The sequence below is a fragment of the Sphaerisporangium perillae genome, assembly GCF_023276435.1.
Taxonomy (GTDB): domain Bacteria; phylum Actinomycetota; class Actinomycetes; order Streptosporangiales; family Streptosporangiaceae; genus Sphaerisporangium; species Sphaerisporangium perillae.
This window is the reverse complement of the sequence record NZ_JALLPO010000017.1, coordinates 92,473-119,000: the sequence shown is the minus strand read 5'-3', so window position 1 is coordinate 119,000 and position 26,528 is coordinate 92,473. Positions and strand designations below refer to the sequence as shown.

The following is a 26,528-nucleotide window of genomic DNA, read 5'->3' as shown; positions in this document are numbered from 1 at the left end:
TCAGCCGGGATGATCTCTATTGCCGGTCGGTCCAAGGGGTGGGGATACCGCGCCGGTGAGATCGCGTGAGCGCGTCGACGCGGGTGATCTCCTCGAGGGTGAGCCCGTCACGGGCGCGGGCCAGGGCCTGGCGTGAGTCCATGGGCCGGTAGGCCGTACGGGACAGGCCGGTCCAGGCGAAGCCGGCGCGCCTGGAGGCGTCCGCGGAGCCCGCCGCCGTGCAGGCCCGCTCGACGCGCCGCGCCGCCACGGGCGTCCAGGGCAGGCCGCACCACGCGTACAGGTCCCGGTAGCCGGTGACCGGGTCGGCGGCGAGAGCCTCGTAGCCCACCAGGCGGACGGCCGGATGACGCTCCGCCAGGGTCTGCGCGACCTCCCGTGCCACGGCCCACAGGGCGGCGGTCTTCGCCACGCGGTCCTGCGAGCCGACCAGCGGGCGGAGGGTCTCGACCGGCGGGTGGTCGCGCACCAGCAGCGGTTGTTCGAGCAGCTCATGGAAGTAGACCGTCCACCCGAGCCGCCGCCAGCTCGCCGCCAGCGACACCGGGTCGCGCACCAGCAGCACCACCCGGCAGCCGAGCCGTTCGGCGAACCAGCCCGCCGAGAACAGCGCGAACGGGTCGTCGAGCAGCGCCCGGCGGTCGCGCAGCCTGCCGAGCGTGAAGGCGGAGGCGTTCTTCAGCAGGCGTGCCAGATCCCCAGGGGACCGGTTGCGCCCCAGCTCGGCGGCGTACCGGTAGCGCAGCGCCACGGTGTCGGCGAAGGCGCGCAGCCACGGCCCCTCGTTGTCCCGGCAGATGTATTGGAACCGGTGGCCCACCGTGGCGTTCAGCACACCGGGGGAGCGCCCGGGTGGACGCTGCGGGTTGAGCGGCTCGTTGACGTAGACCGCACCCCCACCGGCGGCGAGCATCTTGCCCGCCCAGCTCGTACCACTCCGCGGCAGCCCCGTGACCAGAATCGGCGGCCCGGCGGCGGGAAGTCGTGGACCCGCAGCGGGGCGCGGCGGGCCGGCGGAGGCGGTCCGCGGGCCGGTGGGGGGGAGTGGTGGGCCTGGGGCAGGGGGAGGGAGGTCGTCAGGGCGGATCGGCGGGGTGCTCATCGCGCCTCCTCCGGGCGCCATGGGCGCAGAGAGGGGAGGCTGTGGGCGCCGAAGGGGCGCAGCCCGTACAGGCGGGCGATCTTGAACAGGGGGAGCAGGTTCTTGGCCAGCATCCCTCCGGACCAGCCGAGGGCGGCCCCGAGCGCGCCGTGCGAGGGGACCAGCACGACGTCGAGGGCGACGGTCACCGCGATCGCGCCGAGGATGTTGGCCATGCTGGAAGCGGTGTGCCCGGCGGCGATCAGCACCACGTCGACCATGCCACAGGCGGTCGCCAGCATCATGGTCGCGGCGAGGACCACCGCCACGGCGGCTCCGTCCCGATATCCGTCGCCGAACGCCCGCAGCAGCCACGGCGCGAGCAGGGCATAGCCCAGCCAGACCGGCCAGGTCAGCAGCACGAGCCACATCGTGGTCGTCTGGTAGAGCCTGCGGGCGAGCCGCAGATCGCCTTCGGCCATCGCCCGTACCAGCCGAGGCTGCACCGCCTGGGCGAACCCCTGGTTCACGAGCTGACCGGCGACCTTGAAACGGGTGGCGGCGGTGTACAGCGCCGCCTCCTCGGGCCCGGCGAGCACCGCCACGATGACGATGTCGAGCCGCTGGAACACCGCCTGCGCCGCGCCCCCCAGGGCCCGGGGAGCCGTGTAGCGCCAGAACTCCCCCGCGCTTCCGGAGACCCGCCGGAACTCGCGTCCGGGCCCCGGGGCGTGCTGGAACCCGCGTCCGGGCTCCGGCACCTGCCCGAACCGGTGTCCGCAGTCCGGGATGTGCGGCCCGGAGGGGAGCCGCCGGTGTAGCAAGAGGGCGCTCAGCACGAGGACGGGCAGCGCGGGAGCGGCCCACGCCGCGGACAGCGTCCACCCGGCGGTGACGCCGGTCAGCGCGAGGGTCGTGACGTGGACGAGCTGCGCCCCCGGCTGGAGCATCCCGCCCAGGAACACGGTCGGGCGCATCGTGCCGAAGCCGCGCGTCGCGGACAGAAGGACGTCGGCGCAGACCATGACGGGCAGGGCGAGGGCGAGCACGCGGAGCGCCGGGCCGAGCGTGGCCGGCTCGGGGCCGGGCGTCAACGCCGCCCCGGGCATGGCCGGCTCGGCGCCGGACATCAACGCGGCCCCGATCGGGTCGGCGAAGATGACCACTACGGCCGTCGCGGCGATGGACACGCCGGCCACGGGAACCACTGCCGCGCGGATAAATCGTGATACGTCGCGATAGCCGGATCCATGGGATCGGGCGATGAAGTAGATCAGCCCGTTCCCGGCGTCCAGCCGGAGGATGCCCACGGCCATCAGGCACAGCGTCGTCGCGGTGAAGAAGCAGCCCGCCGTGCGAGCGTCGAGCCCTCTGGTCACGGCCACCACGATCAGGAACTGCGAGGCCGCGTTGACGGCCGCCCCGGCCAGCCCGGCCGCACCTCCCTTGACCAGCGAACGCGTGCCTCCCCCGGCCGGTACGGGGGTGTTCAGCGGCGCCATGATGGCTGGTCGCCGAGCCAGGGGTCGAGGCGGGCGTCCCAGGGGGCGAAATGCTCCGACAGTCTCCGGCGCAGGGACGCCGGCATGTCCGAGGGGCGCGGCCGGGCGTTGTGGCGCTCGAACACCGGATCCCCGAGACGGGGGAGCCCGAGGAACTCCAGCACCCGGTCGTACACGCTCTCGGGGTTGGCGAACAGACAGCCGCTGTCGACCAGCAGGATGCGGTCCCGGCCGACCAGTGGCTCCAGCCTCGCGAGCTGCTCGGCGTACTGGCCCCGGGCCACGTACGCGTGGTGGCGGTGGGCGTGGCTGCGTGCGGAGGGGTCGGCGTGCAGCCGTTCGGCCTCCCCGGCCAGCCGGTGCGGCTCCAGGTCGATCGCGCGCTCGAACGACGGCTCGGTCTCGAAGCCACGCGCCACCTCGTGCGCGTGAGCGGAGTACGCCCGCTCGACCGGGTCGCGGACCAGCACGATGAGCTTCACGCCGGTCAGGTCGTGGGCGATGCGGGGCGCGGCCAGCGGGTGGAACAGGTAGTACGGCGAGGACTCGAAGGTGAGCGGGCGGATGCCGAACCTGCGTTCCAGGCGGTGCGCGGTCGCCTTCAGCGGGAAGTGCGCGCGGTACCACGAAGGACCCTTGTCGTAGGCCATGTCGAAGTAGTGGACGCCCTTGCGGAGCACCGGTTTGAGGACGAGCGGGTGCTGGGCCAGCGCCCGGTAGAGCGAGGTGGTGCCGCAGCGCTGCGCTCCGGCGATCAGGAAGGACGGCAGGAGCCGTCCGCTGACGGTGAGCCGTCCGGCCGTATGGGAGAAGGCGTGCGCGGACCTCTTCACGGTGCGGTTCATGGCAGGACCTCCTGGTGGTCGACGAGAGGGTTGAGCCATTCGGAGGGCGGTCCGAGCGGCTGGTGGCCGTCCCGCTCGTACCGGTCGGCCAAGGTGATCAGGTAGTGGACCGCCGTCTCCCGCGCCTCGCCGGCCGACGGCCCGAAGGGCGCGAGCGTCCGTACGGCCTGCGCGAGGCACGCCTCGGCGGCGAGCCGGGGAGGCATCCGGCGCAGCGCGCGCTGGAAGAAGTGGTGAAGTGCGTCGAAGCCCAGCGGAACGCCCGTGGCGAAGCGCTCCCAGTCCCATACCGACAGGCGTCCGTCGGGCGCGGGGGCCATGTTCCACGGGGAGAAGTCGCCGTGCCAGGCGTAGTGGCGACCACCCGCTCCACCGAGCCCTGGATGATCGCCAGGCCACGCAGCCGCTGAACCGCCGCCCGGCGCTGCGGTGGCCAGTGCGGCGATCTCCCGGACGGCGCTTCCCAGCAGGACGTGGGAGACCCGTCCACGGCGGGTGGGCAGCGGGGAGAGCGCGAGCACGTCAAGGCCGTTCCACTGCCCGTGGTGCAGGACGGTGGGAGCCGACACGACCTTCATCGGGGTGCCGGCCAGCAGTTCCAGGGTCGCGCTCTCGTGCCTGACCAGCGCCCGCGAGCGGTCGGTGTCGCCGATCTTCACGAACGCGAGCAGGCCGCCGGAGGCGCCCCGGAGCTCCAGGACGGGTTTGCGGTTGGCGCGCCGCGCGGGCCGTACGCGGATGGTCGCCGTGACCCGCTGCCCGAACACCTCGCCGAGGTAGGCCTCGATGGTGCCGGTCCAGCGGGGCAGGCGCCGCCGTCCCGGCAGCCAGCGCGAGCGCGGGACCAGGCGCCGTGGCACGAACCTGCTCGGGACCAGGGCGTACGCGGCCCGAGGGTAGGGGGCGGCGGCCGGTGGCGGGGAGGGGTAGAGCACGGTGATCACCTCGTCGAGATAGCGCAGTCGCGCGCGGGAGTCCCTCACGGGCTCGCCTCCGTCGCCGTGGAGCGGGTCGCCGTCATGATCGTCATGGGTGTCGTGGGAGTGGTGATCGTCATCGGCGCAGTGGGTGCCGTGGCGGTCATGGCTGCTGCCGCGACGTCGGTGCGGGTGTTGCGCCAGAGCAGGGCGAAGGAGATCAGGTAGAGGCTCAGCGCGGTCACCAGGCCGTCGTAGACGAACATGTAGAGCAGCACGAGGATCATGACGAGCGTCCCCGCCTGGCCGATGGGAGTGCGGTCGCGCCAGAACCGGCGGACGGCCCCGGCGAAGAACGCGATGTACAGCACAGCGCCGGTGAAGCCCTGAGTGATCAGCAGCAACCAGAGCTGCCCGTCGCTGCCGAGCGGTGGATGCCCGCACTCGGCGCACCAGCCGGTCTTGCCGGTGGTGATCGTCTGATAGTTGCCGTAGGCGTTGCGGGTGTTGCCGTACCCGATGATCGGCGAGTGGGTGGCGGCCTCCAGCGTGGCGGCGACCGTGAAGGCCCTGATGCGGTTGCTGTGCGGGCTGTCCAGGCGCTGGGCCACGATGGTGCTGAGCGGGCCGGCCAGGAACGCCAGCGCCGCCGCCGCGAGGGCCACGCCGATCGCCAGGGCCGTGCGCGAGCGGGCACGCACCAGGACGTACGCGACCGCTATCGCGAGGCCGATCCACAGGCCGCGGTTGAGCGAGTAGACGATGGGAACGGTCGCCAGGCCGGCGACGGCGACGCAGAGCAGCCGCCGCACCGGCCCGCCGTAGGTCCACCAGCCGACGACGAACCAGATCAGCAGCACCGAGATGTTGCTTCCCCAGGCGTTGGCCCATTCGAAGGGCGCTTCCGGGCGTGGGGAGGCGTGCCCGAGGACGTGCTGGATCTGGGCCGCCGTCGGGTGGGTGAGGTTGCGGACGTAGGAGTTGCCGCTGATCCACTCGGGCAGCAGCATCTCCAGCGGCGAGGTGAACTGGAAGGCCGGGGCGAGCACGCCGAGCAGCCCGCCGGCCACGGTCGTGACGAACAGCACGCCGAGCATGCGCACCAGCGTGCGCTGCGGCAGCTCCTCCGGGGTGAGGTTGCCCAGGTAGAGCACCATCACCAGGAGGGACACGTAGAGCGCGAGCCGCATGGCGTAGCCGAGGACGCGGCCGGTGCCGAGGTCGCCGTAGGTGCCGGGTGGCGTGTCGCCCAGCATGAGGGCGCTGACCAGGTATCCGGCGATGAGCAGCGTCCACAGGCCCATGCCCTTGGGCACCGTGATCGGCCGGCGCCGCCAGAGCACGACCGCCATCGGGAAGGCGAGGAAGACGAGCGACAGGCCGCCGAAGCCGAGCGCCCACCACACGGGATATCCGAGGAGGAACGCGGCGATCGGCCAGACGGCGGGGGGTGGCGGTCTCACGAGGCGCGGGCAGGGGGGTCGGTCGGGTGGCGGTGGTGCCCGTGTGCCAGGGAGGAATCGCCCCGGGGCAACGCGGCGGGGGAGGGCAGGAGGATCACGCCGAGCGGCGCGGTGTCGGTGCGCCTGAGCTGCCGGACGGCCTGGGCGAGCTGCTTGGACCGGGCCGCGCGACTCTCGACCACGAGCACGGCGGCGTCGGCGCGCGCCGCCTGGTCGGTGCGCACCCAGATGGGCGCGAGGCCGGTGAGCGCGACGCGCAGGTCGTCGGCGATCGGCTCGGGGTCGGTGTCGGGGGAGATGCTCCGGACGAGCAACTCGCCGCCGTCTCGCAGATGGCGGGCCACGGCCATGGCGAGCTCGCGCAGCTCGCGGGCGTTCTCGCCCTCGCACAGGACGGGTAGCCCGGTGAGCCGCTCGACGTCGGCGGCCGTCCTGAGCCGCGTGTCGTACCGGTCGCGGACCATGGCGGCTCCGGCTCCGGCGAGCAGGCCGAGGAACAGCCCGCTGCCGAGGTAGAGCGGAGGGCTCGGCTGGGCGGGCGAGGTGGGCGGGCGGGCGTCGCTGATCACGGTGCCCGGGGTGACCGCGACGGTCTTGAGCGCGTCGTACTTGACGGTGAGGTTGTAGACCTGCCTGCTCAGGACGTTCTGCCGCTGGGCGGCGATGGTGCGCGCCGCCGAGCCGGGCGCCGTGCGGGGCAGGCCGGAGACGGTGGAGGCGAGCTGTGAGTCGACCTCGCGGAGCTTGTCGGCCAGCACCTTGAGCTGGGCGTCGAGGGCTCGTGTGGCCGTCGCCTCGCGGTTGGCGAGGTAGGCCTTGGCGAAGGCCTGGGCGCCGGCGGCTGCGGTGACGGGGTCGCCGGCGGTGTAGGACACCGCGAGCACGGCGGAGTTGGGCGGCACGGCCACCGACACCTGGTCTCTGAGGGTGTCGGGGTCCTTGACCTTGAGGGTGCGGGCCGCGCGGGACGCGACCACGGCGGAACGGGCGACCTGTGCCTCGGTGTCCAGGTTGAGCGGCTCGCGCTGGCGCGGGGTGGTCTGGTTGGTCTGGTCCTGAACGCCCGTGGGGGACACGAGCACCTCGGCGGTCGCCGTGTAGGACGGCGGGGTCATCGCGAGCAGGACGCCGCCGCAGCAGACGCCGGCGAGCAGGAACACGGCCAGCGCGACACGGCGTCGCACCAGCATCGAGGCGAATTCGGCGAGCTCGCGCCCGGGGGCCGGGCCGGAAACTGAGGACGCCGGGTGGCTCATGGAAACGGCAGGCCTCTCGATGCGGGGTTGTCATGCATATCGGCCCCGTTCGCGTTCGCGTGGGGCGGCCGCATGGTGAACGGCTCTCCCGGGGACAGATCCAGAGAACTATAGGCACAACGCGAGAGGCCGCGATCGCATACGGGAGTTTTTGTTGGACGAGACATCGTCCCAGCTCACCGCCATAATCGGATATTTCCGTAATTGAGTGGTGGGATGCCGGCCGGGAGGCCGCCGAGTTTCCGGCGGCCCGGCGCCGATTAGTGGGAAGGTGAATACCAGCCTTCTGGGGAAATGGTTAGAAGGGGGTTTGACTGCCTTGCGCAAAGTGGCGGGAATATGGTTTTTCGGCACCGGGCTCGCCGTCGGCTGCGGTTTGATCGTTTACACCGTGGCGTCGGTGAAGCCTCAGCAGCAGGCCGTGGCGGGAGACCGCGCCCCCGGCCCCGGCCTGGCGGCCCAGAGCGGCGTCCCCGGCTGCGTCGCCACGGCCAAGCTCATCCCGAGCTGCGGCGCGTGGTGGGGCGTGGCGCCGGACGTCTTCGGCGGGAGACCGCCCTCCCAGGCCATCGCCGCCGCCGAGGAGCGCATGGGCCGCAGGGCCGACATCGTGCACGTCTACCACCGGGGCGGCGACCCGTTCCCCACGCCGGAGGAGCGGAGGCTGGCCAGGAAGCGCCTGCTGCTGATCAACTGGAAGCCGTCCGTCCACGACACCTGGGCCGAGATCGCCGACGGCGCCATCGACGACCGCATCGACCGCGTGGCCAAGAGGATCAAGCACAGGCTGCCGGAGCGGTTCTTCCTCACCATCCACCACGAGCCGGAGAACGACGTGCGCCCGGGCCCGGCGTCGGGGATGACCGCCGAGGACTACGCCGCCATGTACCGCCACGTGGTGCTGCGCCTGCGCGAGCGCGGTGTCAGGAACGCCGTCACCGTGATGACGTACATGGGGGCGCCCAACTGGGCGACCAAGCCCTGGTTCGAGCGCCTCTACCCCGGTGACGACGTGGTCGACTGGATCGGCCTCGATCCCTATGCCGACCGCCGGGTGAACGACTTCGCCAACCTGGTCGACAAGACCCGCGCGGACCACGCCGGCTGGCCGGGGTTCTACCGCTGGACGCAGATGCGCTTCCCCGGCAAGCCGATCATGGTGGCCGAGTGGGGGGCGTTCGAGCGGCCCGACGAGCCGGCGTTCAAGGTCTCGTTCTTCAACTCGGTGCGCCGGCAGATCAAGGGGTACCCGCAGATCAAGGCGCTGGTGTACTTCGACTCCCCGAGCGCGCCGCGCGGCGACACCCGCTTCGACTCCACGGTCGCCGCCGGGCGCGCCTTCACCGAGCTGGCGCGCGCGCCGTACTTCAGCTCCACGCCCGTCCCCGACCGCTGACGCGCCGAGGCCATCCAGTGGTCAGCGGATCCAGCCGCCGGCGGTGATCACGTCGAGCACGCGCTCGACGGCGCGGTCGACCGGCATGCCGGTGGTGTCCAGGGTCAGGTCGGCGTCGTCGGGCTCCTCGTAGGGGTCGGAGACGCCGGTGAACTCCGGGATCAGCCCGGCCCGCGCCTTGGCGTACAGCCCCTTGCGGTCGCGCCGCTCGCACTCGGCGAGCGGCGTGGCCACATGGACCAGCACGAAGTCGGCCCCCACCCCTTCGACCATGTGGCGCACCTCGTCGCGCGTCGCCGCGTACGGGGCGATGGGGGCGCAGATGGCCAGCCCGCCGTGCCGGGCGACCTCGGCCGCGACGAACCCGATCCTGCGGATGTTCAGATCGCGATCTTGCTTCGAGAACGTGAGCCCGGCCGAGAGCAGCCGCCGCACCACGTCGCCGTCCAGGTAGGTCACCGTGCGGGTGCCGCGCTCGAGCAGCGCGTCGTGCAGGCCGCGGGCGATCGTGGACTTGCCCGACCCTGACAGGCCGGTGAAGAAGACCACCAGGCCGCGCCGGTGCGGCGGCCCGGGGAGCGTGACCGGCTCGGGCCCGGCGAGGTGCTCCTCGGCGCCGTAGGCCGTGGCGACGTGCTCGCGCAGCTCCAGGTCGATCTCGGGCTCGCGGGGAGCGAGCGGCACCACGGCGACGGAGGTGCCGGCCGGCAGCCTGTCCCGCGCCTTGAGCGCCGCCCGCACGACGGCGGGGCCGCCCTCGCCGAAGGCCAGGGGGAGCAGCAGGATCACCGCGTCCAGCTCGCGGGCCGTGGCGGTGATCTCGTCCAGGTCGTCCAGCGGCCCGCGCATCGTGACGGCCAGGACGGGACGCTCGCCCAGCTCGGCGCGGACCTCCGCCGGTGGGCGCCGCAGCCGCGCGAAGGGGCCGTGTTCAGGGGCGCCCAGGGACTTCACCGGACCGGCGACCAGGCCGTCGGCCGTGCGCTCGGTCACGCTCATGACGGCGACCGCGGCGCCTTCGGGGTCGCGCAGCGTGAGCTCCTGCCCGGCGGAGACGGGATGGTCGTGCGGCACCATGAGGGTGACCGGGTCGGGCCAGGGCGTGCCGTCGGCCAGCCGCCCGTTCTCGGTGACCGAGGCGACGTCGGCCGACCCGAGGAAGCCCGTGAGGGGGGCGAAGGCGCCGGAGAGCAGCAGCTCCAGGTCGGCGAGCTCGCGCGCGTCGGGCACCCACTCGAGGGTCCGGTCAGGGTTGGCCGTCATCTGCTCCACGTTTCCCACCGGGACAGGATATTGACGTCCGGCGGGATGGCGGCACCGGTCCGGCGGGGTGGCGGGCACCGCAGGCATAGCCGGGGCGGGCGGATGGCGTCATAAAGGCCGACATCGACTTCTGGAGGTGATCGTGGACGTTGCCGAGGAGCGACGTTTCCGCGAGTTCGTGTCTGCGCGCTCGCCGGCGCTGATGAGGCTGGGCTTCCTGCTGACCGGTGGCGACCAGCACGCCGCCGAGGATCTCCTGCAGACCGTCCTGGCACGGGCCGCCGCCCGGTGGAGCCGCATCGAGGACCCCGAGCCGTATGTCCGGCGAGCCATGTACCGCCAGCAGGTGAGCTGGTGGCGGCTGGCGTCGCGGCGGCGGGAGACCGTGGTCGCGGACACCCCCGACGTGCCCGGCCCGGACGGCACGCATGCGGCGGACACCAAGCTCATCCTGCGCCACGCGCTGGCCCGGCTGACCGCGCGGCAGCGAGCCGTGCTCGTGCTCCGCTACTTCGAGGACCTGCCGGAGGCGCAGGTGGCCGAGATCATGGGCTGCTCGATCGGGACGGTGCGCAGCACCGCCCACCGCTCGATCGCCCGGCTGCGCTCGGCCGCGCCGGAGCTGGCCGATCTCCGCACGCCACACCACTCGCTCAAGGAGGTCACGTCATGACGCCGGAATCCCTGCTGCCGGAGACCTTCCGGGAATGGTCGAAGGAGGCCCGGGTCCCCGAGGGCCTGGCCGACCGGGCGCTGCGGAGGCGTGCCCGGTTCCGCGTCAACACGGTGGCGCTCGCCGCCGGGGCGACGGCCGCCGTGGTCGCCGTGGGGATGCTCGTGCCGAAGGTCCTGTCCGGAGAGGGCACCGGGCACCGCCTGGCCGTCGCCGAGGGCTCCGCGTCTGCCGATCCTGCCCTGAAGTTCGCGACCCAGCCTCCCGAGGAGGGCCCGTCGGGGGAGCCGGTCGCGGCGCCGACCCCCGTGAAGCCCGGCGCGCTGCCGGAGTCGCTCGCGATAAGCACCGACACCGCGAACTCCCCGCCCGGCAAGCTGATCGCGGCCGGGAAGGTGGCGGTCCCGGCGTACTACATCTGGGAGCAGGAGAAGATCGGGAAGAAGAGCGACCGCCGCCATGACAGGTGGTTCCTCTACAACCCCGGAACGGGCACCTACGAGGAGACCGGCTGGGCGGCGCTCGACGTGGCCCCCGGCATGAAGCTCGCGGCCGTGCTGGAGCGCGACCTGCCCGCCCGCCGGATCGGCGTGCTGGACATGACCACCCGCGAGGTCAGATGGATCGACCTCGACCACCCGGTGGCCGACGTCTCCTGGTCTCCCGATGGCACCAAGCTGCTCGCCACGGCCTATGAGCGGGACCCGACGATCCGCGTCAACGTCTCCGCCGACGGGAACAGCTGGAGCGATCCGGATCCCGGGCGCACCGGCTTCCAGATCGTCGACGTGGCGTCGGGGCGGGCGTCGTTCCACACCGTGCCCGTACAGAAGAGCGACATCGGCCATCTGGCGATGCCGGCAGGCCGGTTCTACTGGTCCGCTGACGGGTTGATCTGGGAATCCAACCGGTTGGCGGGGGACAAGGACCAGCCGAACAGGCTGTTCTACGACCTGGAGGGCCGGCGGCAGGACGTGCCCAAGGGGCTGCTCGAGCCGCAGGAGCGGGCGGGCGTCTCCCCGAACGGCGCGTTGTACGCCGACGACGCCGCCCCGACCATCGACCAAGGGAAGGTCTACACGGCGGAGGAGATGAAGAAGCTCACGGAGCAGGTGCCCAGAGGTCCGGAGACGGCCGTCAGGGAGGTCGCCACCGGAAAGGTCGTCGGCAGGCAGCGGATGCTCCAGCTCGTGGCCTGGGCGGACGACGACCATCTGATCGCGCTGGAGTGCATGGGCACCTGCAAGGACGAGTTCGACGCCTACCTCGCGCTGGTCACCGTCGACGGCACTAAGAGCGTGCGGCTCTCGGGCGAGATGCGGGACAGCCAGCGGCCGGGAAGCTGGCATTACCTGCTGACCCGCCGCTGAGATCCGGACGCCGAGGCCGGGCGGCGCGCGGCGCGCATGCCGCCCACATCGCCCGCCCGCGCCGTTCGCCGCGATCGGGTCGGCCGGGCGCGGCGGGCGCCGCGGTCAGATCAGGCGGGCGAAGTGGTTCTGCGGCTTGCGGATGACCAGGGTGATCTCGTCCCGGCCGGCGGGCAGCCGGTCGCCCGACAGCCTCTGAGTGATCCGGCACACGAACCGTACGAGCTTGGCGTGCGGGCCGCGCAGCGCCGGACCGGACGACCCCGAATAGTCTTCGGCGATCATCAGCCCGCGCATCAGGCAGTAGGAGTGGATGCCCTCGCGGGAGGCCACCTGCTCGTAGACGGCCGGGAGCGGCCCGACGGCGCCCGCCGGGGCGAGCCGCGACCACAGGAGCCGGCGCAGCCACCACGGCGCCAGCCGGTCGCAGAAGCCGTAGGCCGTCGTGCGGTCGCGCATCCTGATGAGCAGCAGACCGCCGGGGCGGAGGGCGTTGACCATGCGGTCGAGCACCAGCTCGGCGTTGCGCACCCGCTCCAGCAGGAAGGCGGCGTGCACGACGTCGAAGGTGCGGGGCAGCAGGGGCGCGTCCCGCAGGTCGCCGAGGAAGCGCGCGTCGAGGTCGGCGCGGCGCCCGATCGCGGCGCGCAGCACCGGCAGGTCCTCGTCGATGCCCATGACCCTGGTCTCGATGCGCTCGAGGTCGACGGTGTGACCACGCCCGCATCCGGCGATCAGGATGTCCAGCCGCCGGCCGAGCTGCTCGGTCCAGAGCTCCCTGATGCGGTGGCAGAACACGTCGCCATGGGTCTCCGGCCACCATCGAACCTCTGACATGTGACTCAGGGTAGTCATCGTGACTCCTTCTGTAATGGATTCACCTTACGAAAGGGCCGCCTCTCGCGGGAGGAGGCCCGCCGCTATCGGCGAGCGCCGGGATCGCGTTCCATGACAAGTCAGGTCTGATCGGATGGACGGGTGGTTCTCGGCATGGTGGTGCCGAGGGGGAAGTAGCCTTGGGGTAACCCCGGTCCTCCAACGAACCGGGGTCGCGCGTGTCGCCGTGTACAGCCGCGTCCAGGCGTGTGCAGTCATGTTGTGCGATGGGCAAGGCCGTACGCCGGTACGCGCGGCGGTGGGGCGCCACGTGGAACGTTCACAGAGCCGAGCAGGCCGTCCGCGAGGCGAACGAGAAGGCGAGCATCACCATGTGGGGGCATTTCTAATGAGTCTTTCCGGACTGCTCGACCTTGTCGTCGCCGATCCGCAGCTGGCCGGGGCCCTGGAACGCGCGGGTGAGGACGTCAACCTGGTCGCGCCGCCCGCGCTGCGGCCGTTCGCCGTGGCCGCTCTCGCGCGCCGGCGTCCCGTGCTCGCCGTCACCGCGACGGGGCGCGAGGCGGAGGACCTCGCCGCCGCGCTCACCGGCCTGGTCGGAGAGCACGCCGTCGCTGTCTTCCCCGCCTGGGAGACCCTGCCCCACGAGCGGCTGTCGCCGCGCAGCGACACGGTGGGCCAGCGCCTCGCCGTGCTGCGCAGGCTCGCCCACCCCGTCCCCGGCGACGCCGCCGCGGGCCCGCTGGAGGTCGTGGTCGCCCCGGTCCGCGCGGTGCTGCAGCCGCTGGTGACGGGGCTCGGCGATCTCTCGCCGGTACGGCTGCGCTCGGGCGACGACGCCGACCTGGACGACGTGGTGCGGCACCTGGTGGCGAACGGCTACCACCGGGTCGACATGGTGGAGAAGCGCGGCGAGGTGGCCGTGCGCGGCGGCCTGCTGGACGTGTTCCCGCCCACCGAGGAGCACCCTCTGCGCCTGGAGTTCTGGGGCGACACGATCGAGGAGATCCGCTGGTTCAAGGTCGCCGACCAGCGCTCGCTGGAGGTCGCCGAGGGCGGCCTGTTCGCGGCGCCGTGCCGGGAGCTGCTCCTCACCGACGAGGTGCGCGCGCGGGCCAAGGAGCTCGCCGACCGGCATCCCGCGCTCAAGGACATCCTCGACCAGCTCTCCGACGGCATCCCGGTCGAGGGCATGGAGGCGTTCGCGCCCGTGCTCGTCGACGGCATGGACCTGCTGCTCGACCACCTTCCCGCCCGCGCTTCGGTGTTCGTGTGCGACCCCGAGCGCATCCGCGGCCGCGCGGCCGAGCTGGTCCGCACCAGCCAGGAGTTCCTGGAGGCGTCGTGGATCAACGCCGCCGCCGGCGGCGAGGCCCCGATCGACCTGGGCGCCGCCGCGTTCCGCGGCCTCGAGGAGGTGCGCCACCACGCGCGCGAGCTGGGCCAGCCGTGGTGGACCATCGCGCCGTTCGCGGCCACCGGCCAGACCGGCGACGGGGCCGCCGCGACCACGCCACCGGCCGTCCCCGACGACCTGTACGGCGAGAGCGCCGAGACCATCGAGCTGTCGGCCCACGAGGCGGAGTCCTACCGCGGCGACACCCAGCGCGCGCTCGGCGACATCAAGGGGTGGCTCGGCGAGGGGCGCGCGGTCGTGCTGCTCAGCGAGGGCCACGGCCCTGCCGAGCGCATCGTGGAGCTGCTCAAGGGCGTGGACGTCGCCGCCAGGCTGGTGCCCGGCCTGGAGACCGCCCCCGGCAAGGACGTCGTCAACGTCACCACCGGCCGTGTCGAGCACGGCTTCGTCAACGCCGCGGTGGCCGTCCTGACCCACCTCGACCTGGTCGGGCAGAAGGCCTCCACCAAGGACATGCGGCGGCTGCCGTCGCGGCGCCGCAACATGGTCGACCCGCTCCAGCTCAAGGTCGGCGACTACGTCGTGCACGGCCAGCACGGCGTCGGGCGGTACGTCGAGATGGTCCAGCGGTCGGTGCAGGGCGCCACCCGCGAGTACCTGGTGATCGAGTACGCCAAGGGCGACCGGCTGTACGTGCCGACCGACCAGCTCGACGAGGTCACCCGGTACGTCGGCGGGGAGGCGCCGACGCTCAACCGCATGGGCGGCGCCGACTGGGCCAAGGCCAAGTCCCGCGCGAAGAAGGCCGTCAAGGAGATCGCGGGCGAGCTGATCCGCCTGTACAGCGCCCGCATGGCCTCGCCCGGCCACGCCTTCGCCGCCGACAGCCCCTGGCAGCGCGAGATGGAGGACGCCTTCCCCTACGCCGAGACCGGCGACCAGCTCGAGGCGATCGACGAGGTCAAGCGCGACATGGAGCGCGAGGTGCCGATGGACCGCCTGATCTGCGGCGACGTCGGATACGGCAAGACCGAGATCGCCGTGCGGGCCGCGTTCAAGGCCGTGCAGGACGGCAAGCAGGTGGCCGTGCTCGTGCCCACCACTCTGCTGGTCCAGCAGCACCTGTCGACGTTCGGCGAGCGGTTCGCGAGCTTCCCGGTGGTGGTGAAGCCGGTGTCGCGGTTCCAGAGCGACGCCGAGGTGCGGGCGACCCTCGAGGGGCTGAAGGACGGCAGCGCCGACATCGTGATCGGCACCCACCGGCTGCTCAACCCGGACGTCCGCTTCAAGGACCTCGGCCTCATCATCGTCGACGAGGAACAGCGCTTCGGCGTCGAGCACAAGGAGGCCATGAAGCACATGCGCACGCAGGTGGACGTGCTCGCCATGTCGGCGACGCCCATCCCGCGCACGCTGGAGATGGGCCTCACCGGCATCCGCGAGATGTCCACCATCCTCACTCCTCCCGAGGAGCGGCACCCGATCCTGACCTTCGTCGGCCCCTACGACGAGAAGCAGATCGCGGCGGCCGTGCGGCGCGAGCTGATGCGCGACGGCCAGGTGTTCTTCGTGCACAACCGGGTCTCCTCGATCAACAAGGTGGCCGCGCGCCTGCGCGAGCTGGTGCCGGAGGCGCGGGTGGCCGTCGCCCACGGCCAGATGAACGAGCAGCAGCTCGAGAAGATCATGGTCGGGTTCTGGGAGCGCGAGTTCGACGTGCTGGTCAGCACCACGATCGTCGAGTCCGGGCTGGACATCCCGAACGCCAACACCCTGATCGTCGACCGCGCGGACAACTACGGCCTCTCGCAGCTCCACCAGCTGCGCGGCCGGGTCGGCCGGGGCCGCGAGCGCGGCTACGCCTACTTCCTGTACCCGCCGGAGGCGCCGCTCACCGAGACGGCCCACGAGCGCCTGGCGACCATCGCCCAGCACACCGAGATGGGCGCCGGCATGTACGTCGCCATGAAGGACCTGGAGATCCGCGGCGCCGGCAACATCCTCGGCGCCGAGCAGTCCGGCCACATCGCCGGCGTCGGGTTCGACCTGTACGTCCGGATGATGGCCGAGGCGGTGCAGGAGCAGAAGGCCAAGCTGGCGGGCGAGGAGGTCGTCGAGGGGCGCGCCGACGTCAAGGTCGAGCTTCCGATCAACGCGCACGTCCCGCACGACTACGTCACCTCCGAGCGGCTGCGCCTCGAGGCGTACAAGCGCATCGCCGCGGTGGGCGACGGGGCCGACATCGTGGCCGTCAGGGAGGAGCTCGTCGACCGGTACGGCCGCCCGCCGCAGGAGGTCGACAACCTGCTGGAGGTGGCGCGGTTCCGCGTCCACGCGCGCAAGGCCGGGCTGACCGACGTCGCCCTGCAGGGCCAGCACATCAGGTTCGCCCCGGTGTCGCTGAGGGAGTCGCAGCAGGTGCGCCTGGACCGGCTGTACCCCAAGGCGATCTACAAGGTGGCCGCCGGGTCGCTGCTGGTGCCGGTGCCGAAGACCAGGCCGCTCGGCGGGCAGCCGCTGCGCGACCTCGACCTGCTGAAGTGGTGCACCGACCTCGTCGAGGCCATGTTCCTCGAGCCCGCCCGGGCGGCGGGCGCGCGATGACCGTACTTTTTGGCCTCGCCGCGCTCGGCTGGCGAGGGGCGCGGCGGCGGTCTTCGCCAGGGCGTGGCTCGATGACCGGACCGGCGCGCGGTTTGAGTAGAGTAGCCCGCGTCTGTTGAAGGGACCGCTAGTGAAGTCGAATCGTGTGCGCGTGCTCCTGGCCACGGTGGCCGCCGGTGTCGCGCTGACCGCCTGTTCCTCGCCCGTGCAGGTCGGCACGGCGGCCACCGTCGGCGGCGACCGCATCAGCTCCGGCCAGCTGAACACCGAGGTGCGCGAGTACCAGGCCGCGCTGAAGCAAGCCAAGATCTCCGAGGCAGCGCTCAAGATGCCGTCCATCCCGCGCGCCGTGCTGCTCCAGCTGATCACTTTCCGCCAGTTCGAGCAGCTCGCCCAGCGCAACGGCCTCACCGTCACCGAGGGCGACGTGGACAAGTTCATCACCGAGCAGGGCGGCATCGAGAAGATCGGCCCGGCCTCGCTCGGCCAGGGCGTCCCGCCGTCGGAGACCCGCCGGTGGATCCGCGCCGCCGTGATCTACCAGAAGAGCCTGGAGCGGTTCGGCGCCAACCTCGCCGACCAGAACTCCGTCCAGGCCGCGCAGGCGAAGCTGTTCGGGCAGATGGACACCATCCCCATCAAGGTCTCCCACCGCTACGGCACCTGGGACTCCCAGCAGGGCCTCATCGACGAGGCGCGCTTCGGCAAGCCCGCGGAGCAGGCGGCGCCGGCCGGCCAGCTCCAGGACCCCGCCGCCGGTCAGCAGGATCCCGCCAGCGGCCAGTGACATGACCCTCGTCGTCGTCACGACCTCCCCACGGGTGGCTCCCGGCCTGCTCAGCGGGCCCGCGTGGGCGGCCCTGGGGTCGGGCCGGGTGCTCACCGGCTCCGCCGACCATCCCCTCCTGCCCTATCTGGCCGAGGAGGGCATCCCGGTCGAGGTCGTGACGCCCGACCCGGTCGCGCTGGCCCGCGAGGGCCGCGACGGCACCGTGATCTGGCTCGCCGCGCAGGAGGGCGGCGAGGCGTTCATGCGCGCCGTCGGCCGTGCCGCCCTCGACCTTGAGGATCCGCCGGTCATCGAGCTGGTCCCCGGGTCCTACGACCTGCCGGGCGCGCGGCTGCTCGACCTCGTCGCCGTCATGGACCGGCTGCGCCGCGAATGCCCGTGGGATGTCAAGCAGACCCACGAGTCCCTCGTGCCCTACCTCCTGGAGGAGGCCTACGAGGTGCTGGAGACCGTCGAGGACGGCGACTACGCCGCCCTGCGCGAGGAGCTCGGCGACGTCCTGCTCCAGGTGGTGTTCCACTCGCGGGTGGCGCAGGAGCGCTCGGCGGCGGACGGCGGCTTCGACGTGGACGACGTCGCGGGCGGCATCGTCGACAAACTGGTCCGGCGCCATCCCCACGTGTTCGCCGGCACGGTGGTGAGCGGCGCCGACGAGGTCAACGCCAACTGGGACACGATCAAGGCGGCCGAGCGGGCCGCCAAGGGCTGGGAGTCCCTGCTCGACGGCGTCCCGATGGGCCAGCCCGCCCTCTCGCTGGCCGGCGGGCTGCAGAGCCGCGCCGAGCGCGCGGGGGTCCCCGACTCGCTGTCCCGGGCCGTCGGGCAGGGCATCGGGCGGGAGCTGTTCGACCTCGTCCGGCGGGCGCGCGCCGCCGGCCTCGACCCCGAGGCCGAGCTCCGCGCCGCCGCGCGCGCCTACCGCGACCGGGTCCACGCCTGGGAGCGGTCCGAAGGACGCGGGTCCGAGGGGCGCCCGCCTGAGGGCTGACCGTCCGGCCGATGGCGGTCCATGGCGGCGTGCCGGGACGCGCTAGCCGTACCCGGCAGTAGACCCCGATAGGCTCGTGAGGCAAACCGTCCGCAACCGCATCGCGTACGACGGTGCGGTGATGGGTTCCGGGGGCCCGTCCCCGGGCTGACTGATCTAGGAGCGCTTCGTGGCTGCCATCGAGGCCGTTACCGCCCGCGAGATTCTCGACTCCCGGGGCAACCCGACGGTCGAGGTTGAGATCCTGCTCGACGATTACAGCACCGGCCGTGCGGCCGTCCCGAGCGGCGCGTCCACCGGCCAGTTCGAGGCCGTGGAGCTGCGCGACGGTGACGAGCGTTACGCAGGCAAGAGCGTGCAGAAGGCCGTTCTGAACGTCACCGACGAGATCGCCGACGAGATCATCGGTTTCGACGCCGAGGAGCAGCGCCTCGTCGACCAGACCATGATCGACCTTGACGGCACGCCCAACAAGGGCAGGCTGGGCGCCAACGCCATCCTCGGCGTGTCCCTGGCGCTGGCCAAGGCCGCGGCCGACAGCGCCGACCTGCCGCTGTTCCGTTACGTCGGCGGGCCCAACGCCCACATCCTGCCGGTCCCGATGATGAACATCCTGAACGGCGGCGCGCACGCCGACAGCAACGTGGACATCCAGGAGTTCATGATCGCGCCGATCGGCGCCGAGACCTTCTCCGACGCCGTCCGCATGGGCGTCGAGACCTATCACGTGCTGAAGAAGGTGCTCAAGGAGAAGGGCTACGCCACCGGCCTCGGCGACGAGGGCGGCTTCGCGCCCAACCTGCCGAGCAACCGCGACGCGCTCGACCTGATCCTGGTCGCCATCGAGAAGGCCGGCTACACGCCCGGCGAGGACATCGCGCTGGCCCTGGACGTGGCCGCCACCGAGTTCCACTCCAAGGGCGTCTACACCCTGGACGGCAAGGGCCACGGCTCGGACGAGCTGATCTCCTTCTACGAGGACCTCGTCCGCTCCTACCCGCTGGTCTCCATCGAGGACCCGCTCGACGAGGAGGACTGGGAGGGCTGGAAGGCCATCACCGGCGCCCTCGGCGGCAAGGTGCAGCTCGTGGGCGACGACCTGTTCGTCACCAACCCCGAGCGGCTCGAGCGGGGCATCCGTGAGGGCTCAGCGAACGCGCTGCTGGTCAAGGTCAACCAGATCGGCACGCTGTCGGAGACCCTCGACGCCGTCGACCTGGCCCACCGCAACGGCTACCGGTGCATGATGAGCCACCGTTCCGGCGAGACCGAGGACACCACGATCGCCGACCTCGCCGTGGCGACCAACTGCGGCCAGATCAAGACCGGCGCCCCGGCCCGGTCCGACCGCGTCGCCAAGTACAACCAGCTGCTGCGCATCGAGGAGCTGCTCGACGATGTCGCCCGCTACGCGGGTCGCGGAGCTTTTCCGCGTTTCCAGGGCTAGCTTTTCCCGTACGGCTTGCGCGCTTTTGGCCGCAAGCCGTACGGACCTGGGAGGATCATGAAGAAACGACCGCAGCTGACGGGACGGGCCGCCATCCTGGCCGTCGTCGTGTGCGCGATCGCCATGAGCCTTGCCTATCCTGTGCGCGAGTACGTCGCGCAGCGGCGCCAGATCGCCCAGCTGGAGAAGCAGCAGGCTCAGGCACTCAAGGACCTTCAGGAGCTGGCCGAGCGCAGCAGGCGTCTCGACGACCCCGACTACATCAGGCAGCTCGCCCGGGGGCGGCTGCACTACTGCGGTAGCGGCGAGACGTGCTACGTGTTGCGCGACGAGTCGAAGAAGGTCAAGCAGCCCAAGGCCGGGTCGACGACTCAGGCGGCGCCCCCGTGGTACCAGACGCTGTGGGAGTCGATCGAGGCGGCCGACCGGGGCAACGGCGCACGCGTCGAGATGGGCGCCCGCACAGCGGCGCCGTGACGGGTGGTTCCGGCTTTCCTGGATACTTACGTGTCCGATGACTCGGGATCCCCGGGACGGCGGCCCGGGTCCGCGCGTCCGGGGCCCGGGATGGCGTCGCGGGAGTTCACGGTTTTCAGGGGGAGAGTGCGATGGTGGATCCGGCCGACGCGGCCGCGGTGGAACGGCAGCTCGGCCGGCCGCCACGAGGGTTGCGCGCGGTGGCCCACCGGTGCCCGTGCGGGCTGCCGGACGTCGTCGAGACGGCCCCGCGCCTGGCCGACGGCTCGCCCTTCCCGACGCTGTTCTACCTGACGTGCCCCAAGGCGGCCTCGGCCATCGGCACGCTGGAGTCCTCGGGGCTGATGAAGCGCATGCAGGCCCGGCTCGCCGAGGACCCCGCGCTGGCCGAGGCGTACGCCCGGGCGCACGCCGGGTACGTCGAGCGGCGCGACAAGGTGGCCTCGGAGGACGGCCTTCCGCCGCTGCCCCGCGACATGCAGAGCGCGGGCGGCATGCCCGATCGCGTGAAGTGCCTGCACGCCCTGGTGGGCCACGAGCTGGCGATGCCGGGCAGCAACCCGTTCGGCCGCGAAGCCCTCGACGCCCTCCCCGAGTGGTGGTGCGACGGCCCCTGCGTGGAGGTCCCCGGCGGCTCCGAGCCGTCCGCGCAGGCGGGTCCCGCCGGCTCCGACGACCTTCCGAGCTTCGATGGCCCTGAGGAGGGCGTATGACACGGGTGGCTGCGATCGACTGCGGGACGAACTCCGTCCGCCTCTTGATAGCCGACATCTCCGGCGGCGAGCTGTCCGATGTCGAGCGGCGCATGGAGATCGTCCGCCTCGGCGTGGGCGTCGACCGGACCGGGCGGCTGGCGCCCGAGGCGCTGGAGCGCACCTTCACCGCGATGCGCGGCTACGCCAAGCTGATCAAGGATCACGGCGCCTCGCGCGTGCGCGTGGTGGCCACCAGCGCCACCCGGGACGCCGGGAACCGCGCCGACTTCGTCGCCGGGGTCCGCGAGATCTTCGGCGTCGAACCGGAGGTCGTCACCGGCTCGGAGGAGGCGCACCTGTCGTTCCTCGGTGCCACCACGGGGCTCACCGGCGTGGCGGCCCCCTTCCTCGTGGTCGACATCGGCGGCGGGTCCACCGAGTTCGTGCTCGGCACCGCCGACGTGGACAACGCGATCTCCGTCGACATCGGCTGCGTCCGCCTCACCGAACGCCACTTCGGCTCCGGGGCCACGCCCGAGGCGGTGGCGGCGGCGGCCGAGGACATCGACGCGGCCCTCGACCGGGTGGCGGAGGCCGTGCCCGTGGAGCGGGCACGCACGCTGATCGGCCTGGCGGGCTCGGTGACCACGGTCGCGGGCATCGCCCTCGGCCTGCCCGCCTACGACCCGGCGCGCATCCACGGCTCCAGGGTCCCGGCCGCGCGGGTGCACGAGGTCTCCCAGCGGCTGCTCGCCATGTCCCACGACGAGCGGGCGGCGATCCCGGTCATGCACCCGGGCCGGGTCGACGTGATCGGCGCGGGGGCCCTCATCCTCGACCTGATCGTCAGCCGGTACGGCTTCCGCGAGGTCGTCGTCAGCGAGCACGACATCCTCGACGGCATCGCCCGCGGCCTGGTCTCCTGACGCCGGTCCCGCGCATCGCCCGGGGGCTGGCACGATCGAGGTATGAGTTTCGTTCCCCCTGGTAGCGGATGGCCGGACGATCCGGCCGAGCCGGACACTCCCGTCGCGCACACGCCCGAGGAGGTCCTCGAGCTGGCCCGGACGAGCCGCACGCTCGGCGAGCTGACCGCGAGGCAGTCGGTGTGCCGGGCCTGTCCTCGGCTCGTGGAGTGGCGCGAGGAGGTCGCGGAGGTCAAGCGGCGGGCCTTCATGGGAGAGACGTACTGGGGGAGGCCCATCGCGGGCTGGGGTGAGGAGAAGCCGCGGGTTCTCCTCGTCGGGCTGGCCCCGGCCGCGCACGGCGGCAACCGTACGGGGAGGGTCTTCACCGGGGACCGGAGTGGCGACTGGCTGTTCGCCTCGCTCCACCGCACCGGGTTCGCGGCCCTGCCGACGAGCACGCACGCGGGCGACGGGCAGCGGCTGCTCGGGGCGCGCATGGTCGCCGCCGTCCGCTGCGCCCCGCCGGCCAACAAGCCGACGATCGAGGAGCGGGCCACGTGCTTCCCCTGGCTGGCCAGGGAGCTGGAGCTGATCGCCGAACCGGTCCGGGTCATCGTCGCGCTGGGCGGGTACGCGTGGCAGGCCGTCTGGCCGGCGCTGCGCGAGGCGGGCTACACGCTGCCGCGAAGCAGGCCGCCGTTCGGGCACGGCGCCGAGGTGCGCATCTCCAACGGAAAGGGTGGGCCGGTCCACCTGCTCGGCTGCTACCACCCGAGCCAGCAGAACACCTTCACCGGCCGGGTCACCGAGGAGATGCTCGACGCGATCTTCGCCCGCGCGGCCGAGCTGGCCGGCTGACGGAGACGGCGAAGCCGGGAGTGAACTCCGTCACTTGACGAAATTTTTACCGCTCTTCCCGAAGAAAACTGCAGGCCAGATGTTCGGGAGTGAAAAATCGGTCAGAGTTCACACTTGGGGGATTGGCGCTGATACCGGGCTGTGACGTAGGCTTGTGAATGGTTTCACAAGCCGACCATGCCAGAAGGGGCACTCACGTGGACCGAAAGGCCAAGCACATCCTGATCGTCGGCGGAGGATACGTCGGTCTCTACACGGGCCTGCGGCTCCAGCGCCTGCTGCGCAGCGAGCTTCGGTCCGGCAGCGTCCGGATCACGGTGATCGACCCGCAGTCCTACATGACCTACCAGCCCTTCCTTCCCGAGGCCGCGGCCGGCAACCTGTCGCCGCGCCATGTCGTCACGCCTCTGCGCCGGGTGCTGTCCAAGGTCCGCATCCTCAACGGCAAGGTCACCAAGATCCACCACGCCAACAAGTCCGTGACGTTCCAGCCGGCCGCCGGAGCCGGCAAGGAGATCGAGTACGACGTCCTGGTCATGGCGGCCGGTTCGATCTCGCGGACCCTTCCCATCCCCGGGCTGGCGGACGCGGCGATCGGCTTCAAGACGGTCGGTGAGGCCATCGCGCTCCGCAACCGCGTGCTCGCCCTGTTCGACCGGGCCGACTCCACCGACGACGAGCAGGTCCGCAGGCGGGCGCTCACCTTCGTCGTGGTCGGCGCGGGCTTCGCGGGCGTGGAGGCGCTGGCCGAGCTCGAGGACATGGGCCGGGACGCCGTGAAGTACTACGACACCCTCAGCGAGAAGGACATGCGCTGGGTGCTGGTCGAGGCCAGCGACCGCATCCTGCCCGAGGTCGGTCCCGAGATGGGCAAGTGGACCCTCGAGGAGCTGCGCAAGCGCGGCATCGACGTCAAGATGCGCACCCTGCTCGAGTCCTGCGAGGGCGGCCGCGTGATGCTGTCGGACGGCGACCGCTTCGAGTCCGCCACGATCGTCTGGACCGCCGGCGTCAAGGCGAGCCCGGTGGTCAACGCCGGTGACCTGCCCCTCGACGAGCGCGGGCGGGTCAAGACGACGACCAGGCTCACCGTGGCCGGCACCAATGACGCCTTCGCGGCCGGCGACGTGGCGGGGGTGCCCGACATGACCAACCCCGGCCAGTACTGCGCACCCAACGCCCAGCATGCCGTGCGGCAGGCCAAGGTACTCGCCGGCAACATCGTCCGCCACCTCCAGGGCCGTCCGTTGCGGGACTACCGGCACAAGTACGCGGGGTCGGTCGCCGGACTCGGCCTCCACAAGGGCGTCGCGAACGTCTACGGCATCAAGCTTCACGGATTCCCTGCGTGGTTCATGCACCGCACCTACCATCTGTCCCGGGTGCCTACGTTGAACCGCAAGGTCCGCGTGGTGGCCGACTGGACGCTCACCCTCTTCTTCAAGCGGGAGACCGTCTCACTCGGTGAGATCGAGTCCCCCCGCGACGAGTTCAGGGCGGCCGCGGCCACTCGCTGACGGGTTCCGGTACGGCTCGCGCCCGATGTCTTCGGGCGCGAGCCGTACCGTTGTCTGGAGGCATAACAAGGATGCGTGGTGGAATTGGGCTACTTGAGCGGTCTGTTGTTCATTGCCCGAGTCGTGGGGGCGCGCGACGTATACGGTTATCTTGCGGACTACGGAAGGAAGAGCGGAGACGTGAGCTCTGACCCGTTACGCAAGTGTGGTCCGTTACGTATGATTACGGCGCCCCCGTAGCCCAAAGGCAGAGGCAAACCCCTTAAAAGGGTTCCAGTGTGGGTTCGAGTCCCACCGGGGGCACCCTGCGGGCTATAAGAAACACCCCGCCGCCGGTAAGGCGAGCCCTCTGCCTATATCCTTGTCGGTTTGCCGTCGGCAGGCCGCTGTTTGTCTCCAGCCCCCGATCAGGCCGTGCGGCGGCCGTTCGGCGGGCCGCCGGCAATCGTTACCACTTCGTGCCTCTCGGTGCGGAGCCTCCTCCCCGCCGGGCGGCGGCCGCCGCCGCACCGTGCCCTCTCCGAGTGAAGGCTCGGCGGCGTCGAAGAGCCGGTCTAACCAAGATCTACGCTCGGTAATTGCTTATAAGCGCTAAAGACATCGATAAACAGGTTACTACCGAACATAAAAGGCAAAATCCGCCTACATCGCCGGTTAGGGGTGGGACGGAACCGGGCATTCAGTCGGCGGATGTCCCCGCTCATCGGTCCGCGCTCTCATCGTCCCCGCCTTCAGCGTCTTGCGCTCCGACGCCCGGACGCCCGGCCTCTCCGCCTCCCCTCCGGGCAAGGCGACACCGGGAGCCGGTGAGGGGGCCCGCGAGGTGATCCAACCGCAACCTACGGGACCGGAACTCGGGTGCCGGGCCGCTCGTTGTACACGTTGCCGCAGGCAAGCCGGACATCCGGCCGGCGGTGCAATACGGCAGGGGCCATCCTGACCGCCATTACCCATGGAAAGCTATGTGCAACAGGCGGCAACCCCCTGTGCGGCTCGACGAACAGGGCGATCGCAGGTCGCAGTGGAGGCAGTGATGCAGAGCAGGAACCCGGTTCTGAGCAGACTGGGGCAGAACAACCGTCAGTCATGGGGCGGCCCTACCGCCAGTCCCCAGCACCTGCAGGACATGTACAACGCCCCGTCGTACGCTCCCCCCACGGCGACGCGGCCGATGACGATCGACGACGTGGTCGTGCGCGGAGCCATCACGCTCGGCACCCTCATGGCGTCCGCCGCGCTCGCGTGGTACCTCAACCTCGGCACGGTGGTGATCGCCCCGGCGGTCATCATCGGACTGGTGCTCGGCCTGATCGTCTCCTTCCGGCAGAGCACGAACCCGGCGCTGATCCTCGGCTACGCGGTGGCCTACGGCATCGCCATCGGCGTGATCAGCCACGTCTACAACTACATCTACGAGGGCATCGTCTTCCAGGCCGTGATCGGCACGATGGTGGCCTTCGGCGGCGTGCTCGCGGTGTACGCGCTCAAGATCTTCCGGCCGACGCCGAAGTTCACCAAGTTCGTCGTCGCCGCCGGCTTCGCGGCCATCGGGCTGATGCTGGTCAACTGGATCGCGAGCATCTTCACCCACGGCGGCCTGGGGCTGCGCACCGACAGCCCGATCGGCTGGGTGTTCAGCGTCGCGATGATCCTGCTCGGGTGCTTCTTCCTGCTGCTGGACTTCGCGGCCGTCGAGGACGGCGTGCGCGCGGGCGTCCCCGAGAAGTACTCCTGGCTGATGGCCTTCGGCATCACGGTGAGCCTCGTCTGGCTCTACCTGGAGATCCTGCGCTTCATCAGCTACTTCTTCAACAACGATTAGATCCTCGCCCGATGGACGCCCCGCCCGGTCACGGGCGGGGCGTTCGGCTTTTCCAGGGCGCCCGTACCGACGGTAACCCCACGTACCGCGACTAATGATCTACCTCCTGTAAGAGAAGGCTGGCCATTGGGGGCTTGCCATCGCAGGGCTGGTGATGCAATGTCGAGCAAAAGAGGTCCACTCATGGAGGTGCCCATGTCGTTGAACCACTCACCGGAGACGCAGAACAAGCTGATTGCCAGGGTTCCGGACATCACCGGACGCGCACTCCCAGAGTGGTTCCAAGCCATCGACAACGGCCCGTCGTTCCTACGCTGTGACGAGCGGGCCAACTGGCTCGCCGACGAGCACGGGCTGACCCACGGCTACGCCGCCGCGATCGTGATCGAGCACGAGCGGCAACGCCGTTCCCGCATGGGCTTCATGTAAGCCCTGCACGACCAGCGCGCCCACGCCATCGAC

At 71.3% G+C, this 26,528-nt stretch carries 22 protein-coding genes and 1 tRNA gene; 15 read left to right on the top strand and 8 right to left on the bottom strand.

Going from position 1 to position 26,528, the window contains the following annotated elements:
* Positions 1–16: 16 nt before the first annotated feature.
* From MYF83_RS18385 to MYF83_RS18360, 6 genes are read right to left on the bottom strand one after another with little or no spacing between them, the layout of a single operon-like run.
* Entirely contained in the window at positions 17–1,102 is a 1,086-nt protein-coding gene (locus MYF83_RS18385; protein WP_248961688.1) for a sulfotransferase, read from the bottom strand.
* Entirely contained in the window at positions 1,099–2,583 is a 1,485-nt protein-coding gene (locus MYF83_RS18380) for a lipopolysaccharide biosynthesis protein (protein WP_248961687.1), read from the bottom strand. Before MYF83_RS18380 ends, MYF83_RS18385 begins: the two co-directional genes overlap by 4 nt.
* The gene (locus MYF83_RS18375) at positions 2,571–3,428 is read right to left on the bottom strand and encodes a sulfotransferase domain-containing protein (protein WP_248961686.1); all 858 of its coding nucleotides are present in this window, start codon (positions 3,426–3,428) and stop codon (positions 2,571–2,573) included. The genes MYF83_RS18380 and MYF83_RS18375 overlap by 13 nt, the downstream gene beginning before the upstream one ends.
* The gene (locus MYF83_RS18370; protein WP_248961685.1) at positions 3,425–4,411 is read right to left on the bottom strand and encodes a hypothetical protein; all 987 of its coding nucleotides are present in this window, start codon (positions 4,409–4,411) and stop codon (positions 3,425–3,427) included. The genes MYF83_RS18375 and MYF83_RS18370 overlap by 4 nt, the downstream gene beginning before the upstream one ends.
* A complete protein-coding gene (locus tag MYF83_RS18365) occupies positions 4,408–5,808 on the bottom strand; it encodes an O-antigen ligase family protein (protein ID WP_248961684.1) in 1,401 nt (466 codons plus the stop codon). The genes MYF83_RS18370 and MYF83_RS18365 overlap by 4 nt, the downstream gene beginning before the upstream one ends.
* Complete coding sequence (locus MYF83_RS18360; protein WP_248961683.1) at positions 5,805–7,064, bottom strand: Wzz/FepE/Etk N-terminal domain-containing protein; 1,260 nt, start codon at positions 7,062–7,064, stop codon at positions 5,805–5,807. Before MYF83_RS18360 ends, MYF83_RS18365 begins: the two co-directional genes overlap by 4 nt.
* Before the next feature lie 391 nt (positions 7,065–7,455).
* On the opposite strand from MYF83_RS18360, the gene MYF83_RS18355 reads away from it, so the two are divergent.
* Positions 7,456–8,460, top strand: coding sequence for a glycoside hydrolase family 26 protein (locus MYF83_RS18355; protein ID WP_248961682.1), 1,005 nt, complete (start codon positions 7,456–7,458; stop codon positions 8,458–8,460).
* A 21-nt stretch (positions 8,461–8,481) separates the two neighbouring features.
* Here MYF83_RS18355 and cysC read toward each other — a convergent pair whose 3' ends face one another.
* Positions 8,482–9,723, bottom strand: a complete 1,242-nt coding sequence (gene cysC / locus MYF83_RS18350) for an adenylyl-sulfate kinase (RefSeq protein ID WP_248961681.1) — start codon at positions 9,721–9,723, stop codon at positions 8,482–8,484.
* Between the two features lie 142 nt (positions 9,724–9,865).
* On the opposite strand from cysC, the gene MYF83_RS18345 reads away from it, so the two are divergent.
* Positions 9,866–10,396, top strand: a complete 531-nt coding sequence (locus MYF83_RS18345) for a SigE family RNA polymerase sigma factor (protein ID WP_248961680.1) — start codon at positions 9,866–9,868, stop codon at positions 10,394–10,396.
* Positions 10,393–11,766 carry a TolB-like translocation protein gene (locus tag MYF83_RS18340; RefSeq protein ID WP_248961679.1) on the top strand — a complete coding sequence of 458 codons (1,374 nt, stop codon included), beginning with the start codon at positions 10,393–10,395 and terminating at the stop codon, positions 11,764–11,766. The genes MYF83_RS18345 and MYF83_RS18340 overlap by 4 nt, the downstream gene beginning before the upstream one ends.
* A 105-nt stretch (positions 11,767–11,871) precedes the next feature.
* Here MYF83_RS18340 and MYF83_RS18335 read toward each other — a convergent pair whose 3' ends face one another.
* Complete coding sequence (locus MYF83_RS18335) at positions 11,872–12,621, bottom strand: class I SAM-dependent methyltransferase (protein WP_248961678.1); 750 nt, start codon at positions 12,619–12,621, stop codon at positions 11,872–11,874.
* A 370-nt stretch (positions 12,622–12,991) separates the two neighbouring features.
* On the opposite strand from MYF83_RS18335, the gene mfd reads away from it, so the two are divergent.
* From mfd to MYF83_RS18275, 12 genes are all read left to right on the top strand, one after another.
* Complete coding sequence (gene mfd / locus MYF83_RS18330) at positions 12,992–16,564, top strand: transcription-repair coupling factor (RefSeq protein ID WP_248961677.1); 3,573 nt, start codon at positions 12,992–12,994, stop codon at positions 16,562–16,564.
* Positions 16,565–16,694: 130 nt separating this feature from the next.
* Entirely contained in the window at positions 16,695–17,351 is a 657-nt protein-coding gene (locus MYF83_RS18325) for a SurA N-terminal domain-containing protein (protein ID WP_248961676.1), read from the top strand.
* Between the two features lies 1 nt (position 17,352).
* A complete protein-coding gene (locus tag MYF83_RS18320; RefSeq protein ID WP_248961675.1) occupies positions 17,353–18,342 on the top strand; it encodes a nucleoside triphosphate pyrophosphohydrolase in 990 nt (329 codons plus the stop codon).
* A 169-nt stretch (positions 18,343–18,511) separates the two neighbouring features.
* Positions 18,512–19,789: a phosphopyruvate hydratase gene (gene eno / locus MYF83_RS18315; RefSeq protein ID WP_248961674.1), complete on the top strand. Its 1,278-nt coding sequence runs from the start codon at positions 18,512–18,514 to the stop codon at positions 19,787–19,789.
* 57 nt (positions 19,790–19,846) lie between these two features.
* Positions 19,847–20,266: an FtsB family cell division protein gene (locus tag MYF83_RS18310; protein WP_248961673.1), complete on the top strand. Its 420-nt coding sequence runs from the start codon at positions 19,847–19,849 to the stop codon at positions 20,264–20,266.
* Positions 20,267–20,397: 131 nt separating this feature from the next.
* The gene (locus MYF83_RS18305) at positions 20,398–20,979 is read left to right on the top strand and encodes a DUF501 domain-containing protein (RefSeq protein WP_248961672.1); all 582 of its coding nucleotides are present in this window, start codon (positions 20,398–20,400) and stop codon (positions 20,977–20,979) included.
* On the top strand, positions 20,976–21,887 hold the full coding sequence (locus MYF83_RS18300) for a Ppx/GppA phosphatase family protein (protein WP_248961671.1): 912 nt from the start codon (positions 20,976–20,978) through the stop codon (positions 21,885–21,887). Before MYF83_RS18305 ends, MYF83_RS18300 begins: the two co-directional genes overlap by 4 nt.
* A gap of 42 nt (positions 21,888–21,929) precedes the next feature.
* Entirely contained in the window at positions 21,930–22,727 is a 798-nt protein-coding gene (locus MYF83_RS18295) for a uracil-DNA glycosylase (RefSeq protein ID WP_248961670.1), read from the top strand.
* A gap of 158 nt (positions 22,728–22,885) precedes the next feature.
* Positions 22,886–24,244: an NAD(P)/FAD-dependent oxidoreductase gene (locus tag MYF83_RS18290; RefSeq protein ID WP_248961669.1), complete on the top strand. Its 1,359-nt coding sequence runs from the start codon at positions 22,886–22,888 to the stop codon at positions 24,242–24,244.
* Positions 24,245–24,474: 230 nt separating this feature from the next.
* Positions 24,475–24,547 (top strand) — tRNA-Leu (locus MYF83_RS18285).
* A gap of 730 nt (positions 24,548–25,277) precedes the next feature.
* Positions 25,278–26,066, top strand: a complete 789-nt coding sequence (locus MYF83_RS18280) for a Bax inhibitor-1/YccA family protein (protein ID WP_248961668.1) — start codon at positions 25,278–25,280, stop codon at positions 26,064–26,066.
* Positions 26,067–26,261: 195 nt separating this feature from the next.
* Complete coding sequence (locus MYF83_RS18275; RefSeq protein ID WP_248961667.1) at positions 26,262–26,495, top strand: DUF4287 domain-containing protein; 234 nt, start codon at positions 26,262–26,264, stop codon at positions 26,493–26,495.
* Positions 26,496–26,528: the final 33 nt, after the last annotated feature.